This is a genomic window from Paenibacillus phytorum (genome assembly GCF_013141715.1).
In the GTDB taxonomy this organism is placed as follows: Bacteria; Bacillota; Bacilli; order Paenibacillales; family NBRC-103111; genus Paenibacillus_E; species Paenibacillus_E phytorum.
The window spans coordinates 64,599-79,066 of the sequence record NZ_WHOA01000122.1 but is presented as its reverse complement, the minus strand read 5'-3'; the positions used below and the strand labels follow the sequence as shown (position 1 = coordinate 79,066).

At 48.2% G+C, this 14,468-nt stretch carries 5 protein-coding genes; 4 read left to right on the top strand and 1 reads right to left on the bottom strand.

What is annotated here, in order from left to right; all coding sequences use genetic code 11:
- Positions 1-375: 375 nt before the first annotated feature.
- The gene (locus GC098_RS18190; protein WP_171644595.1) at positions 376-3,027 is read right to left on the bottom strand and encodes a family 78 glycoside hydrolase catalytic domain; all 2,652 of its coding nucleotides are present in this window, start codon (positions 3,025-3,027) and stop codon (positions 376-378) included.
- 153 nt (positions 3,028-3,180) lie between these two features.
- Between GC098_RS18190 and GC098_RS18185 the strand changes: the two genes are divergently transcribed.
- The 4 genes from GC098_RS18185 to GC098_RS18170 all read left to right on the top strand — a co-directional run bounded on the left by GC098_RS18185 (position 3,181) and on the right by GC098_RS18170 (position 14,440).
- Positions 3,181-4,047 carry an AraC family transcriptional regulator gene (locus GC098_RS18185; RefSeq protein ID WP_171644593.1) on the top strand — a complete coding sequence of 289 codons (867 nt, stop codon included), beginning with the start codon at positions 3,181-3,183 and terminating at the stop codon, positions 4,045-4,047.
- Positions 4,048-4,320: 273 nt separating this feature from the next.
- Positions 4,321-6,528, top strand: coding sequence for a helix-turn-helix domain-containing protein (locus GC098_RS18180; protein WP_171644591.1), 2,208 nt, complete (start codon positions 4,321-4,323; stop codon positions 6,526-6,528).
- A 244-nt stretch (positions 6,529-6,772) separates the two neighbouring features.
- Positions 6,773-8,020 (top strand): metallophosphoesterase, encoded by a 1,248-nt coding sequence (locus GC098_RS18175; RefSeq protein WP_312880193.1) that lies wholly within the window; start codon positions 6,773-6,775, stop codon positions 8,018-8,020.
- 321 nt (positions 8,021-8,341) lie between these two features.
- Complete coding sequence (locus tag GC098_RS18170) at positions 8,342-14,440, top strand: DUF4962 domain-containing protein (RefSeq protein ID WP_246358695.1); 6,099 nt, start codon at positions 8,342-8,344, stop codon at positions 14,438-14,440.
- Positions 14,441-14,468: the final 28 nt, after the last annotated feature.

The following is a 14,468-nucleotide window of genomic DNA, read 5'->3' as shown; positions in this document are numbered from 1 at the left end:
ATCTCCTCTCAAATGTAAGCATGTTGTATGTCTGCTTCGTTCTTATGTCTTTATTGTAGCTGCTTCGAACTTCTATGAAAACGGACCGTCGACGGTTATGGAAGCTGTACTAAAGTCGGGGAAGGTCCACTACTTAAGGGGAGTTTAGGCTTCGTCGATAAGGGAGTGAGACACTCCCAAGTTCAAATGGGTTACAAAGTAACCAATCCCTCGGTATCCATTATTTCAAAGCTGTCATTGCCGGACAACGTAAAAAAGAAGGCAAGTATAACCTTGCCACCTCATTTTTTTGTTGATCCCTCATTGATTAATCAGCGTATATTTTTATAGGGGTAGGATACGATATCAGAAGTATTGTCCCCGTGGAGCTTGCCATTAATAAGTAAAACTATACGTCCCTGACCCTAATGTCAGTGATACTCCAGTTTCCGTTTGCCTGATTTCACTAATTCCAGTAGTTTGATTCAGCGCTGCACCATTCTCGCGGAGATGAGTTTCTTTAGCATTCGGAAGAAGGATAGATGCAGTCGTGTTCGGTGGAATACTTATCCTAATTTCCATTATATGCTCACTGGGCTGCCGCCACTCTGCATGAATCCATCCATACATAGACTCCAGTTTCGCTTCTACCCAAGTTAAGCCAGCACCTGGCTGCGGTTTGATATGAATATGCTTATACCCCGGTGCTTCTTCATCGACATCAATACCGGCAACGCAGCGGTACAACCAATCACCAATCGCGCCGTAGGCATAGTGATTAAACGAATTCATATCCTTACTCCAGAAGCTGCCATCTTCCTTGATGCCATCCCAATGCTCCCAAATGGTGGTGGCCCCTTTTGTAACCTGGTACAGCCAAGATGGATAATCTTGTTGAAACAATAGCTGATATGCCGCATCCGTATGGCCGATTTGGCTTAATACTAGATTCAAGTAGGGAGTTCCGACGAAGCCGGTGGTCAAATGGAACTTACTTTCCTCCAAGAGTTCTAAAAGCTTTTTGACCGCTCGCTCCTTTGCGGTTCCATCCAGAAGATCGAACATGAGAGCTAATACGTTGGCAGTCTGTGTAGGGACTGAGAGCCTTCCGGACGAGGTGACAAATTCTTGCTGAAAAGCATGACGTGTTTGAGCATATAAGCGCGTATATAATTCCCAATCGGCTTCGTTCGATAACACTTTTGCTGTTTTCGCGAGCAATGAAACGGAGTAGGCATAAAAAGTCGTTGCGATAAAGTCACGATCAGTGGCGCCAATATAGCTATCCGGCTTCGCATCCAAACCTAACCAATCGCCAAAGTGGAAGCCGGTATTCCAAAGAAATTCATTCTCACCTTGATTTCGAATGTAAGATACCCATGCTTTCATACTCTCATATTGCTGCTCCAGAATACGCTTATCACCATAACATTGATAAATGACCCACGGACATATAATGGCTGCGTCTCCCCAAGCGGCTGACGAATGACTGTTTTCACTCAATACATGAGGAATAACGAAGGGAACACCTCCATTTTCTAACTGGTCGGCCGCTAAGTCATGCAACCATTTGCTGAAAAATGGGGCTACATTCATTAAAAAAGCGGAGGTGCGAATAAACATTTGAGCGTCTCCCGTCCATCCTAATCGTTCATCTCGCTGCGGACAATCGGTGGGCACATCAAGAAAGTTGCCTTTTTGACCCCAGAGTATATTGTGCTGCAGCTGATTGATTAACGGATCCGAGCATTGGAAATAACCAGTGCGTTCCATATCGGAATGAAGAACAATGCCGGTAAAGTCGGCAAGCCGAACAGCCACGCCAAAACCGGTTAGCTTCACATAACGGAATCCTTGAAAGGTGAAGTGAGGCTCGTATATTTCAGGTGCTCCGCCTTTTAACATATAACGGATGGTTTGTTTCGCGTTTCGCAAATTATCCGTATAGAAGTTGCCTTCCTGATCCAGGACTTCAGCATGCTGCAGTGTTACTTCCTGGCCTGATTGACTATGAATCGTAAAACGTACCCATCCAACCATATTTTGTCCCATGTCGATGACCGTTTCTCCTGACGGTGTTGTGATGAGGGCAATGGGGGAGATTTCTTCGATTTTGCGAACAGGCTCGTTTTCTTGTGCCACCACCATATCTTTCGAGTGCTGCAAAGTTTCCACAGGGAACCAACCCTCATCATCATAGGCTGCAGTACTCCAGTTTATTTTCTCCAAACGAGCGTCATAGGTCTCACCATGATAAATTTCGGACATCAAAACGGGACTCTCAGCTGCGCGCCAATTTGGATTGGACGTTATGATCTCTTCGGTTCCATCTTCATATTGAATGTGCAGCTGCATGAGGAAGGCAGTACGATCTCCGTACATATTTTTCTTTTCACGCCCTGTTAATTTCCCTTTATACCACCCATTTCCAAGCATGACACCGATCGCATTGCCGCCGCTTGTCAATAAGTCCGTTACATCATACGTTTGGTACTGGAGACGATGGTTATAGCTGGTCCAGCCAGGAGCGAAAGTCTGTTCGCCCACGCTTAAGCCGTTCAGTTTCATTTCATAAAGCCCTAAGCTAGTCGCATAGATTCGGGCACGCTGTACATGACCATTCACCTGAAAGGTATGTCGGAGCAACGGACATGTCTCTGTTTCCAATGGAAATTGCTCAGTCGGAGCACTTATCCAATCCGCATGCCAATCGCTGGCTTGAAGCAATCCCATTTCCCAAAATGCGATTTCGGACCAATCTGTCTGTTCGCCTTGATCGCTCCAAACTCTAACGTGGTAATAATAGCGATTGCATTTTTCTACAACCAAATTGTGAATATCGACATGAACGGATTGATTCGAGAGGACCTTCTCTGAATCCCAGAGAAAGCTTTTAAATTCGATATCCTGCGAAATTTGTATCTGATAAGCAGCTTGAAGCCATGACCGCGTATCGGACTGAATCTGCCAGCTAATTCTTGGTTGCCTACAATCGATTCCGATCGGATTCTCCTTGTATTCGCATCGCAGTTTTTTAACAATTGACATGATGGGCTCACACCTTTCTGAGAACGATGTCTGATTTACCATAATTTTGATTTCCATTATAATAATAAGAGAAAACTTGTTCCTTTTTATCTTGGCATAAAGGACATTCGATACTGGTAGAATAGACATTTTTCGGAAAATGGAGATCAATGGATGAAGCATTCGAAGCAAACACTCAAAGGGGAACGCTTTTTCCGTCATGATTTGAAGCTTTATGTCAATCGGGAGGCAGAAGCTTTTAGCTTGTCGAAACATGCGCATGAATTTATAGAGCTGGCATACGTTATGGAGGGAAGAGGCTTTCATTATGTTGAAAATGAGGTCGAGCGCATATCTCCAGGTCAGTTATTTGTCATACCTATCGGGGTCTCACATGTATTTCGCCCCGCATCCGCAGACGTAATCAAAGAACCATTAATTATCTACAACTGCATATTTACACCAGAGTTCATAGAGAGCTTAATTTCTTCCGTCACTGAGAAACCGATTCTTACTTTCATGGAAGAGTTAAAAGAAGTGGGGCTCCATTATTATTCGGTTCCGGATGTCGATGCTGCGATGGAAAAACTGTTTCTTTCCCTTTACCGGGAATATTCTCTGCCTCAAAGCGGTTCCTCTACCTATCTAAACAGTCTTTTCCTACAGTTGATTGTCACGTTGTACCGATTTAAACATAATGAAAATAAAGCACTTCCCAGTAAACAAGATCGATTTATGCAAGTTCTTCTATATATCGAACAACATTACGCAATGGAACTCACCTTGTCTCATTTGACCGAAAAATTTCAGTGGAGCGAAAGGCACCTACAGCGCTTATTCAAACAGCATACAAACCAAAGCTTTCATAACTATCTTCAAAGCATGCGAATACGCAAAAGCTGTGAACAATTAAGAAATTCTCAGCTTAAAATCAGCAGAATTGCTGAATCGGTAGGGTACAAAGATATCAATTCTTTTATTGGATTGTTTAAAAGAATGATCGGACAGACGCCTAGCAGCTATCGCCAGCAATTCAAATAAATACTCAGGATACACGGATTCGCGGAATTGTTCAATAAAATCGTGGAAAAGGGAAAGCGTTCACTGAAAGGACCTGCCATAATAGATTATACCGTAATATATACTGCGACCTTACGGGTTGATGGGGCAGATTCTTGTTTACCGTAGGGAGGAAAGGCAATGAACAGGTAACATGAAGGGAGGGCGGTTTACACCATTCAACCTGTTTGTTAAGATATGTATCAACAAGAAGTTATAAAGTGATTGATTAATCATGATAAAAGTGGGGGTTGCATGAAAACTCTTCAACCGATCCTTTTCATTCGAAATAGATCTAATTCGCTTTTTATACGGCTCATTGTGGGATTTCTATGCATCATTCTTCTACTTGCCTCTTTTATCATGTATTCCTTCTCGGTTTCTAAACAGAATGTGAGGCAGGAGATTGTTAAGTACAACACGCTGATGCTCGAAAATACGAGTGAGAGCTATGAAAAACAGTTGGATCTGATTAAAAAACAGATGGTTCTGTTTTTTTTCAGTGAAGAAGTTCAGAGGTTGCAGAATACTCCCAGCTATGTCAATTATCTTCTTATCGTGCGTGAAATATCTGGTTTTGCAGCGAATCCCTCCCTGTTTATTGATAACATCGTTTTTTATTCGAAGAAGGATGAACGCGTGCTGGAGAAAGGTACGAGCACGAATGCTGAAGCGATGTTTAATGTATTTTACTCAAGCGATAAATATCCGTTGGACTTTTGGAGAAAACAGTTCGAAGAACCCTACACAAGCCGAGTTTTCCCATCCACACCTGTCACTAATTCCATTTTTCACAACCAGCCGCAAAGGCTGGGTGAAATGATGCCGATCATCATCAAAAATAAAAATGATTTTTACATGGTCGTTTTTCTCGATGCCATGAAAATGTACCAAGCGTTCCATCGAAGCATTTATAACGATTTTATCATTTACGACGAATTTGGAGAGATCTTATTTAAGAGTGCGGAGCATGAACCCAGCATGTCCATTGACGATCTTCAGAAATATGGTAGCAGAGACTTCATTCGGGATAACAAATATCATTTTGTGATGACAGGAGAGGGTACGGGGTATAAGTATCTCTACCGAGTTCCCGTTGAACGAATTGCGAGCCAGTCCCGTTTGAGCATTACACTGATAATCATTATGGCGGCAGCATTATTGCTCAGCATCATTTTTTCGTTCTTGTTTGCGGCACGTATCAATAACCCGCTGAAGAGAGTGATCGAGTCTTTGCGTCAAAGGAACGACAATGCGCCGTATCGATCGAACATCAAGGAATTTAATATTATTAGTAATGAAATTCACGGCAATCATATGATTAGGAAACAACTCTCTTTTATCAACCATCTCAAAGCTATTCGATATCACGAACATGATGCTTGGAAGCTTGATTTTGCCAACAAGCCATTCGTTTTTGTTCTTTTTCAAATCCAGCCTTACCACAGGAATTCGATTTCAAAATCATCCATCGAGCAATGGCTTTATTATATGAAAACCTACATAGACAGCAGGCTAAAACCGACATATCCAGATTCACAAACGTTTCAAATTGAACGCGATCAGATATTAAGTCTCGTTTTTACGGATCAAATGACAGTTATAGCCGATGTGCTTGGCGAAATGAAATCTGTTTTCAATCATGATCGGGAGTACGGCATCGTTTCCATTGCGATCACTTCGATTTATACGGATTCAGCTCAGTTAACTGCAGCCTACGAAGAAGTTCAGGAACTAGTTGGAGAACGTCTGTTAATTAACGAAACGCAGATTATACGCAAGCGTGCAGTGACGCAAATGGCCGTCGGCTTTTCGCCTGATCAGGATAAAGAGTTTGAAGTTCATTTGCGAGAAGGGAATACTCAGCAGCTGATTGCACTTATGGAACGTCTGTTTGCGAGATGGCATAGTAAGGAATTGACGGCTGCCGTGATGCTTCGATTTGCCGAATCTCTGATCGACAAGATCAAGAATGCAACCATTCCTTATCACCTTGATCCCATTCGATTGGAGCTCATATTGGATAAAGCGGGAGAAAGAATCCTGCAATGCAGCACGTTAATAGAGCTGGAGCTGCTTCTGCTTGATTGGGTTACGCAAACATCGGAAGCTGTTCGAGAAAAAAAGGAAGAGAAGTACCCGGTCACATCCTTCGTGATTGACTATATAAATGAGCACTTAGCAGAAGAAATATATCTGGATATTTTGGCAGAAAAGCTAAAGATGAGCAGCGGATACTTGTCTTCTTATTTCAAGGCGAAGACCGGCAAGAACATCGTTGACTATATCAATGAAACCCGAATCACGAAAGCGACAAGCCTCCTCACCGATAACCAGATCAAAATTCATGATGCCGCCAAGGCTGTTGGATATCAGAATATAACGTCTTTCAACCGGATGTTCAAAAAATATACAGGAACGACGCCGAGCGAATATCGGAAAAGAATGGATTCCTCCACATAGAACATTTGAAACGGATAGGCCATTTTGGGATGGCTTTATCCGTTTTTTTCATTCGCGTAATAAGAAAATCAAGAGCGGAATGAGATTGCAGGCATTCTCGGATTTTCATAAATATTTAAATAAGTGGAGCCATGTCATGTCTAAATCGAAATATAATTAGTCGCCTATGCCATGGATTAATAGATTTACATAACTTTTAGATCGAATTAATATTCATCACACATTTTTCAGATAGATTGGGGGTGTGGTTATTTCAATAGTGGTAGGAGGTATTTGTACAATGAGCCTTGATGAAACAAGTAAAAGCATCAGCAGGAGGGATTTTATTAAAGTCGGAGGGGCGGGTGCGCTGGCGATCACGCTCGGATCGGCGGGTGTTCCCGCCGGATTGTTTGGAGGAGGAAAGGTACAGGCCGCAACCAATGACAATGTGAAGCTGCAATTCAACAACGACGGAAAGTTCAAAATCGTCCAGTTCAACGACATGCAGGACGACGAGCATATCGATCGGCGGACCGTGGAGCTGATGGAGAAAGTGCTCGACGCCGAAAAGCCGGATTTTGTCGTCCTTAATGGCGATTGTATTACCGGGGGCTGCGATACGGCGATAGAGATGAAGCAGGCAATGAACAACATTGCCCAGCCAATGGAGCAACGCGGAATCAAGTGGGCTGTAACCTTCGGGAATCACGACGAAGACTCGACTCCGAGCGCTGGTCTGGGCGAAGAGGAAATGCTGCAATTTTATATGGCGTACAAACATAATGTGAACCAGCCCGGAGTAAGAGGGATTACCGGGACGGGGAATTCCAACCTGTTGATCCAGTCCTCCAAAGGCTCGAAGGCGGCCTTCAACCTTTGGCTGCTGGATAGTGGAAGGTATGCACCTCAAACGATAGCTGGGCAAGACTTCGAAGGCTATCCGGTCTGGGACTGGCTGCGGTTCGATCAGGTAGCGTGGTATTACGAAACCTCCAAAAAGCTGGAGGAGAAACAGGGTTATAAAGTGCCTTCGCTTATGTTCATTCATATCCCTCTCTGGGAGCACCGATTCATGTGGTACGCAAGCGTGGACGGAAGGTCGGAAGCTGACCATGCAAGGGCCGTCGGCAAGCACCAGATTGTGGGGGAACGGAACGAAGATGAGTGCCCTGGTCCGATCAATAGCGGCATGTTCTCAGCAATTCTGGCCCGAGGCGATGTCAAGGGCATCTTTTGCGGTCATGATCATGTCAATACGTATCATGGCAACTACTACGGCGTGTTGCTCGGCTATGCCGGAAGCACGGGCTTCGGCGCTTACGGTTTGCCCGGCGCTGATCGGAATCGTTTGCGAGGCGCCCGGGTATTCCAGCTCGACGAACACGCCGAGAACGTACTTGTCGATACCTTTATGGTGTTCGCCAAGGACTACGGTATCGATCTTACTGCGAACGATCAAAGTTCGGAGCCCGCTCCGATCCCGGCAAACAAGAAGCAGGAGAAGAATTGAGTCAAGTACTTATGAGAGTCTATTGATCACGAAGTGCAACCATTACAAAGAGCTGTCCCGCGGGACAGCTCTTCCGTTTATACCCCATCATCATTCCAATCATTGTTTTATGGGTTTATTAGGCTCTTTTACGGAAGTTGGCATTTTTTTTGGAAAATTGTAAAAAAGTTGAACGATCGGAGGTTTCCGTTGATATACGAGCCGATTCCTTCAGGCTACTATTATTCTATCGAAAGGAGGATGATTGTTTGAAAGCGAATTCACGCAACAGGAAGCAGTAATAACGACTTTTCAATAATGGATGGAGGGGATGATTTGAAAATGAGGGGTTGGATAAAGGCAAGACGATTGGCGATAGGTATGGTTTTTGTGTTGATTGCAGGTTCTATTCATTTTAGTCCATTTTTGAATCCTTCCGTGGCCCTGGCAGCGTCAGCATGGCCGCCTACGGTCTTAACAGGGTTCAATATGCCGTTCGGCCCGGAGGATTCGCTCGTGACGACGCAGAACCCGCCTGATTTCAAATGGCCGGTCGTCTCCGGAGCGGACAAATACGATCTGCAGGTGAGTCGTAGCGCTACGGTTTCGAGCATAGTCTACGAGAATGCTGAGCTGACCGTAAACTATTATAATTTCCCTCATGTGTTTGATAGCGGTACTTGGTATTGGCGAGTGAGGTACCATACTTCGGCGGGCGGCTGGTCGGAATGGAGCGCCATTCGCAAATTTCGTATCGAGGAGAAAAATGTTCCTTTCATCGTACCAGCGGCCCAGCAACTGATGAGCCAGATCGGCGACCAGCATCCGCGAATCTGGACCAAAGCCGATAAGCTGGCTGAGTTTCGCAGCCTGGCCCAGACTTCGGGCAAGGAGTTCTATGATGCGAAATATGCGTGGGCAATGGCGAATTTAAACAAAAATCCGCCACCAGCGCCGACTTCGGTTGACCGCGCCTATTCCGATAAAGTCGTCAATGAAATGATGGATATGGCCTTTGTCTATCTCATCTCGGGGAACATGGAGGTCGGAAATAAGGCGAAACAACGCCTTCTTGATATTGCGGGTTGGGATACGAATGGGGTTACAAGTTACATATCCCATGATCAGATTCATCGCTACATTACGTATAAGTCTGCGATGGCATACGACTGGCTTTATGACATACTTGAGCCTGTAGTAGAGAAGCCGAAGGTTCAAAACATGGTTCAAACCCGAACCGTAACAATGATGCAAGATCTCGTCAATAATCATTCGATTGCGAAGAATCCATTCGACTCACACGGTTGGACGGCATTCGGCTATATCGGCATTATCGCAACGGCGATGCTTCACGATATCCCGGCTGCCGAGGATTGGTTCCGAAGTAGCGTTCCTGCCTACATCAACTTCATGCCGCCTTGGGGTGGGGAGAACGGGGGATGGTCTCAAGGAACGGGGTACTGGCAGTATTCGCACTTGTTCGGCAAGGAGTTTATGGATGTCCTTCTGTCTTCAACCGGATTTAATTTGTATGACAAAGCGTTTTCTCGGAACGAAGGCTTGTATCCGCTCTATGCGTGGCCGAAAGGCAGTCCGAAGGGCATCTTCGGTGATGGCAGCGAAGACTCGCCGGGAGGCTATAGCGTGTCCGCCTATACCCGTCTTGCCCAAATGAACGGAGATCCCCGGTTGAAATGGGCGGCGCAGGCGGTTGGATCGGGCATGTACCCGGATTTGAGCAACTATTTCTACGGGGACAGTAATCTGGCCGTGAGACCGCCGGTCGATATGTCGGATTCTAGATGGTTTCAGGATATCGGGGTCGTGGCGATGCATTCCGAATTATACGATCCGGATGCCGTATCGCTCTACTTTAGATCCAGCCCATACGGCAGCTATAATCATATGCATGCTGATCAGAACAGCTTCATCATCAACGCCTTCGGCGAACCGCTTGCGATCGAGAGCGGGTTTTACGACGACTACGGCACTGACCATCACATGTATTACAATAAGCAAACGTTCTCCTCCAATGCGATTACTTACGACGGGAAGTACGGTCAGCCGATTAACGACATCAATGCCGATGGCAAAGTGGTCGGCTTCGTCACGCATCCTGACTTTGATGCGGTGAGCGGCGATGCGTCCGTCGCCTACGGCGCTGCCTTGTCCAAAGCAGGCCGCAATGTCATCTATGTCAGGCCGAATATGTTCGTTGTCATTGATCAACTGCAATCTAAGAGTACGGAAGGAAACGAGTTCGCGTGGCGCCTGCATGCCGAGGATGAGCTTAATCTTGATGCAGATCATGCCGGAGCGACGATTCTGAAAGGCGCAGCGGCCCTCAAGGTCCGATTCCACGCTCCGCTAAATCTCCGAACAGAGTACGAGGACCTGTTTCTTGGCATCGACGGATCAGAACTAAAGCCTGGCGGGGCGTATGCCGGCGAGCAGCAGAAGCATGCGGCATTCATTACGCCGAAGACGGAGAAGGCGACGTTCGTCTCGACGCTGGAAGCCTATAAACGGGATTCGGCGCCACAGAATGTTGTTTCGGAGAACCATGGGAATTACATGAAGTTGACGTTCGCGGACGGTACTGTCGTGTACATCCGGATGACAACGACAGGGGATGAAATCGATGCGGGCAGCGTTCGCTTTAACGGAACCGCTGTAGCGCTGAAAGGCGATTCCGTGCTGCTTGTCGACGGAACAAAGGTCGTCAAAGACGGCGTGACGTTGATCGAGAGCGACCAACCGTCCACGATCGTGTATGGACGCGATCAACTATCCGTGTCGAGCCAATCGGATTCGCTGGTGGCTTTGTATGCTCCGGGAGTTGAACGCCTGCGTGACGGCGGCAGCGGAGCTGATATTCCGCGTGGCGGATCGGTGACTGACGGCATGGGACTGCGCGGTGTGCATTGGGATACGTCTGGAAGCACGCTGACCGTTCATGTCGAGAAGGGGCAGCGCGAATTCAAACTAAACCATATCGCGATGCCGCAGCCACTCCCTGACTTGATGCTGCAGACCGTCATTGACGGCGTGTCGGGATCGACGACGCTGCATGCTTACAGCGACAAGGAAGGGGCGTCCGTCGCCTGGGGGAACTTGACCAACGAACCCGGATTGTATGAGGTTGAAGAGGTTCCCTCCGGCTTGCTGTTCGAGCGGCATGGGCGGCGGAAGAGCGTTTACCTGGAAGCGAACGCAGCCGTCATTCTACAAGGCGCGACCGGTGTGCTGAAGATGAAGAGGATTGGATCTGGAGCTCCCTCCAATACCGAACTATGGACTAATCCGGATCAGATGAGATCGAACTTGTATTTCAATTGGCAGGAAGCGGAATCGTTCGTCGCCTTCGGCGGCAAGAGCTTTACCAAATATTCGACCCGTCCTTTCCTGTCCGGCGGAGTCGGGTTAGCGGGCTGGGATCAGCCGGGACAGTGGGCGAAGTGGACGATGAATGTTCCGAAAGGCGGCAAATACGATCTCGTCCTGAAATATACGTCAGGTTTGCCGACCGGCACGCTTGTAGGCCGATTGGCGATGATCGGAAATCAGGCGTACTATCTCGAGGCGCCTACGACTACCGACGCGAGTGGGAATCCCAACTGGGGGACGACTCCCGATGTTTGGAAAGGACTCCGAGTCAAGACGGGGCAGCAGCTGGCGGCAGGTCCTGTCGATATTACGCTGTGGAATGCCGGCAGTGCGATGAATCTGGATTGGATCGGATTGATCGAAGAGCAGCCGGACGAGGAACGGCCGTTAGCGCCCACCAATCTGCAGCTGGTTTCGCAAGCGGACTCGACCGCTACCGTCAGTTGGACGGCGTCAACTGACAATGTCAGAGTGAAGGAATATGTTGTCTATGCGAATGGCGTGCAAAAGCTGGTTGTCCCGAGCAGCACGACCACCGCGACGATCACGGGATTGACAGTAGGGAAGACGTATTCCGTTACTATTGTGGCTGTGGATACGAGCGATAATCGCTCCCTGGATAGCGTGCCGCTCAGCTTTGCGGCGATCGATACGACCGCTCCAGTATGGGGGGAGACGGCATCGGTCCGGGCGGGTCATCTATTTCCGACAACCGCAAGATTGACTTGGAGCCCAGCAACGGACAATTCGGGCAATGTAGCCACGTATTCAATCTATCGAAAGGATGGAGCCCAGTTGTCCTTCATGAAAGTAGGAACGGTTGCGGGACATGTGAACTCATACGACGTGAATGACCTGCTGCCGGGAGCAACTTTTACGTTTCGGGTGCTAGCGTCGGATGCGCAAGGCAATGAAACCGGCGATGGACCGAGTTTGTCAGTCACGATGCCGAGTTCGGCCAACGTCGGCGAGTATTATGAATCGTTCGATCGTCTGACGACGGGCAATGTGACCGACAGTAACTGGAAGGTGGATTTGAAAATCGGATCGACGTCGACGGTAACGATCGAGTCGTCCCCGGATGCAAGCGGCAAAGTTCTGCAGGTGAAGGATTCGACCTACGCGTCTGACAGCGACTATACGGAAGACCCGATTGTGACGAGAACGAACGCGGCGCAAAGCGGTAAGGTCACGTTTGAAACCCGATTCATGTTTAAGAAGCTGAGCGGCACGAGCCCGGACATCGGCAACTTCGAGCTCAAGCTGAGTGGCGCAAGTAATGATGTCGTGCGCTTCACCGGCTTCTCGGACGGTACATTCGGCTATTTTAACAATGCGACGGCCTACAAGATCCCTAAGTCCACCGGCTTCACTTTGCCGCGCGACCAGTGGGTCACGCTCCGCTTCGATTTGGATACAGTAACGAAGACGTATGATCTCACAGTGCAGACGGATGCACTCAAGGGCTATACCGGTACGACCGATGTAGGTTCGGTGAATCCGACAACCGGCGAATACTCGGTTAGCGGGGTCAAATTCTACAATAACTCGTCTGCGACTTCGATCGATACATTCCGGTTCAGTACGAATCGGTTTTCGAGCAAGTACTTGTTCGATTATGTGGCGTTGTACAAAAAAACGGTCGCTCCAGCGGATGCTACTTTCACTGCCGATAAGACGACGCCTACCAATTCGGATGTCGCCTTGACGATCCATTACCCTGTCGACGCGGTGATAAAGGAATATAAAATTGGCTCTAGCGGCTCGTGGATGACATACGCAGCACCTCTCGTCCTCTCAGCCAATGATACAGTGAAGGCCCGGGGAACGAGTGCGGGGGGCAAGGTGTCTAATGTGACGAGCTATACGGTAAGCAATATCGACCGGACCGCTCCAGTGACAACTGCTAACGCATCCCCGTCGCAGCCGGACGGCCCGAACGGCACGTACATGGGGCCGGTCACGGTCACATTCTCTGGCAGCGACGACGTATCGGGTGTGGCTAAAACAGAATTCAGCCAGGATAACGGGACTTCCTGGGAAACCTATACAGCTCCCGTCACGTTCGACAAGCAAGGGTCCTACAGGTTGCTCTTCAAGTCGACGGATCGGGCGGGAAATGTTGAGCCCGCCAAACAACTTGGCTATACGCTCGCTGCAACCGCCGTCAAGGTGCAGCTTAAGGACAGCAATGGCAATCCGCTGAGTGGCGGGGGCGTATCGTATTATGACGGCGTCTGGAAAGATTTCGGAGTCACTGACGCTTCCGGAACGGTCAGCAAATCTTTGCCGAACAAGTCCTATGACTTTGCCATAATGTATGAAGGGACGCGCCAGCAGAAGTCGCAAAACACGGGAACCGACGCCGTTGTTCTCTTCCAGACGGTAAGCGTCAAGGTGCAATTGAAGGACAGCCAAGGGAATCCGCTTAGCGAAGGCAGTGCAAGCTATTACGCGGGGAGCTGGCGGACCATCGGCACTGTTGTGAATGGCGAGATCAGCAAAGAACTGCTGCCGGGATCCTATACCTTTGCGATGACGTACGAAGGCACGCGTTTGCAGAAGGAGCAGAATACGTCGGTGAATGCCGTCGTCGTCTTCCAGACAGTGAACGTCAAGGTACAGCTGAAAGACAGTCAGGGGAATCCGCTCAGCGGAGGCAGCGCTAGCTATTACGCGGACAGTTGGCGAACGGTAAGTACGGCCGTCTATGGTGAGATCAGCAAGGAGCTGCTGCCTGGGTCTTATACCTTTGCGATGACATACGAAGGCACGCGCATGCAGAAGGAGCAGGATACATCGGTGAATGCCGTTGTCGTCTTCAAAACGGCGAACGTCACGGTGCAGTTGAAGGACAGCCAAGGCAACCCGCTTGATGGTGGCCAGGTCTCCTACTACGCAGGCAGCTGGCGGACATTCGGTACGACAAGCGGCGGCGTGACGAGCAAGGAGCTGCTGACCGGCTCGTATACGTTCAGTATCGCATACGGAGGAAGACGCAAGGAAAGCGCAGCCGATACCTCCGTAAGTACAACGATTGATTTTCAGATGTGAGTTTGTTTGTAGATCCGGCACCTAGAGG

Excerpts from the sequence above, each read along its gene's own strand:
- GC098_RS18190 (WP_171644595.1), bottom strand. The coding sequence starts at position 3,027 with ATGTCAATTGTTAAAAAACTGCGATGCGAATACAAGGAGAATCCGATC.
- GC098_RS18185 (WP_171644593.1), top strand. The coding sequence starts at position 3,181 with ATGAAGCATTCGAAGCAAACACTCAAAGGGGAACGCTTTTTCCGTCAT.
- GC098_RS18180 (WP_171644591.1), top strand. The coding sequence starts at position 4,321 with ATGAAAACTCTTCAACCGATCCTTTTCATTCGAAATAGATCTAATTCG.
- GC098_RS18170 (WP_246358695.1), top strand. The coding sequence starts at position 8,342 with ATGAGGGGTTGGATAAAGGCAAGACGATTGGCGATAGGTATGGTTTTT.